This is a genomic window from Campylobacter sp. 2018MI10 (genome assembly GCF_018501175.1).
Taxonomy (GTDB): Bacteria; Campylobacterota; Campylobacteria; order Campylobacterales; family Campylobacteraceae; genus Campylobacter_E.
In genome coordinates this window covers 1-2,334 of record NZ_JAHCZD010000035.1, presented here as the reverse complement: position 1 = coordinate 2,334, position 2,334 = coordinate 1, and the positions used below count along the sequence as shown (strand labels likewise).

Annotated in this window: 1 protein-coding gene and 1 pseudogene; both read left to right on the top strand. The window is 25.3% G+C overall.

Annotation, left to right across the window (positions count from 1 at the left end):
• Positions 1 to 242 precede the first annotated feature (242 nt).
• Complete coding sequence (locus KJR01_RS09510) at positions 243 to 734, top strand: PAS domain-containing protein (RefSeq protein WP_214118998.1); 492 nt, start codon at positions 243 to 245, stop codon at positions 732 to 734.
• Between the two features lie 587 nt (positions 735 to 1,321).
• Positions 1,322 to 1,906 (top strand): annotated as a pseudogene (locus KJR01_RS10610) (methyl-accepting chemotaxis protein); the annotation flags it as partial.
• Positions 1,907 to 2,334: the final 428 nt, after the last annotated feature.

The window sequence follows — 2,334 nt, the reverse complement described above, 5'->3', positions numbered from 1 at the left end:
ATGAAGCAATAAGTAGTATAGATGAGCTAACACGCGCTAATGTAGTAGTAGCTGATAATACTAATAAAATATCAGATGAAGTAGATTTAATGGCTAGCATTGCTGTTGAAGCTGTTATGAAGAATAAGTTTGAGTAATAAAATTTATTTCACGATAATAAATTTACAAAAATATAATATCTCTATTTTACAATAATGAAGATATTATAAAATTATTTTTTTATTATAATGATTGGGGAAGAAATGGAAAAGGAACTATTGGATAATGACTTTATAGTTAGCAAAACAGATATTAAAGGCAATATTACTTATGCTAATGAATCTTTTTTAAAAATTATAGGTTCAACAGAAAATGAAGTTTTAAATAAGCCACATAATGTTGTAAGACATAAAGATATGCCTAAAGCAGTTTTTAGATACTTGTGGCAACAATTAAAAGGAAGAAAAGAAGTTTATGCTTTCGTAAAAAACAGAACATTTGATGGTGGATATTACTGGGTATTTGCCAATATTAGCATATCTTATGATTTATCTGGTAATACGATAGGATATTATTCAGTTAGAAGAAAAATAGGTAAAAAAGCTAAAGAAGTTATTATTGCTTTATATGCTAAAATGCTTGAAGTTGAGAAAGCTCAAGGAGTTGATGCTTCTTGGAAAATTATAGAAGATATTTTGAAAAAAGAAAATAAAGGTTATAACGAATTTATGATAGGTATTCAGGGGCTAAAATGAGTATATTTAATAAAAATAATGATGAAGCATTAAATAAAATTATAGAAGTTTTAGAGCAAACTTCAAATGGATATTTAGAATCAAGAGTTACTGGTATAAAGGGCGAAAAATACACAATATTAGCAAATCATTTAAATAATTTGTTAGACCAAATAGAAGTGTGGCAAAGAGAAGTTGCTAGTTCTATTGAAGTTGCTTTTTCTGGTGCAACTTATAGAAATATTAATAGTGTAGGTTTAAAAGGTAGATTTAAAAGCACTGCTGATAATTTAGTAAGTGCTATTTTAGGAATTGCAAAAAGTATAGAAACTCAACGCTTAAATGAACTTAGTATTAAGGTTCAACAAAACAATAATGATTCAGGTATAATTGATATTTTAACAAATGGCTTAAGCACAAATCAAACTAATTTAAATAGCATTTTAAATTCTTCAAAGCAAATTGCAGATGATTCGCATACTACTCAAACTATGGTAAAAGAATTGTCAAAAAGCTCAAATGAATTACAAAATTACATAGGTTTATTTACTGATTTAATCAATGGTCTAAATGAAAAAACAAATGAAATATCAAAAATTATTGAAATGGTAAAAGACATTACAGACCAAACTCAATTATTATCATTAAATGCTGCAATTGAAGCAGCAAGAGCAGGTGAGCATGGTCGTGGATTTGCGGTAGTTGCTGATGAAGTAAGAAAATTAGCAAATAATACAGAAGAAGCTACCAATACTATTAATTTGAATATAAATTCTTTAAAAGAAAGTGTTAAAAAGTGTTTAGAATATTCAAATCAAGTTTCAGAAATTAGCAATAAAAATCAAGAAAAAACAAATCAGTTTTTTGATACTTTAAGTTCTTATGAAAAATTATCTGAAAATAACTTTAATAATGCTCAAAATAGTGGTAGATTGCAAAATAATTTATTTATACAAATACATTTATTACTTTATAAAGATGATGCGATTAGATGTTTGCTTAATAAGAATTTAAAACAAAATAAATCATTAGAAGAAAACATTGCAAAATCAATTAAAAAAGAGCAAGAAGGTATATTTAAAGATATTTTAGCTTTATACGAAGAGCTTTATAATTGTGAAGAATTAGACGAGCAAGTAAGACTTGTGAAAAGATTTGATGATTTAATCTTTAATATGTGTAAAAATTGCTAGTTTAGATAAGGAATTTAAAATAAATTTTTAAATTCCTTAAACCTTTAAATATATTCAATTTCGTTTTTAAAATAAATTATACTAAGAGTGATTTTGTATAAATCTAAAATCATTTCATTTCTTTTGACATTCTATAAATGAATGAAAATACTTCGGCAACAACTTTTTATATATTTTAAAACCTAATAAACCACTAAGATATTTAAAAAACACTCAAAAGGAATTTAAAAACAAACTTTTAAATTCCTTAATCTTTTTTAGTATTTACTTACACTTTTAAAAATATACTTATTCATCATCGCCAGGAGCTACTCTTTGTAAGTATTTTACTACTTGATAGTATTCATTCTCATCTAAACTTGCATTATCTTGCATAGATTTAATTGTGCTTGGCCATACATTTTTACTAAACTCATCATAAGCATGTA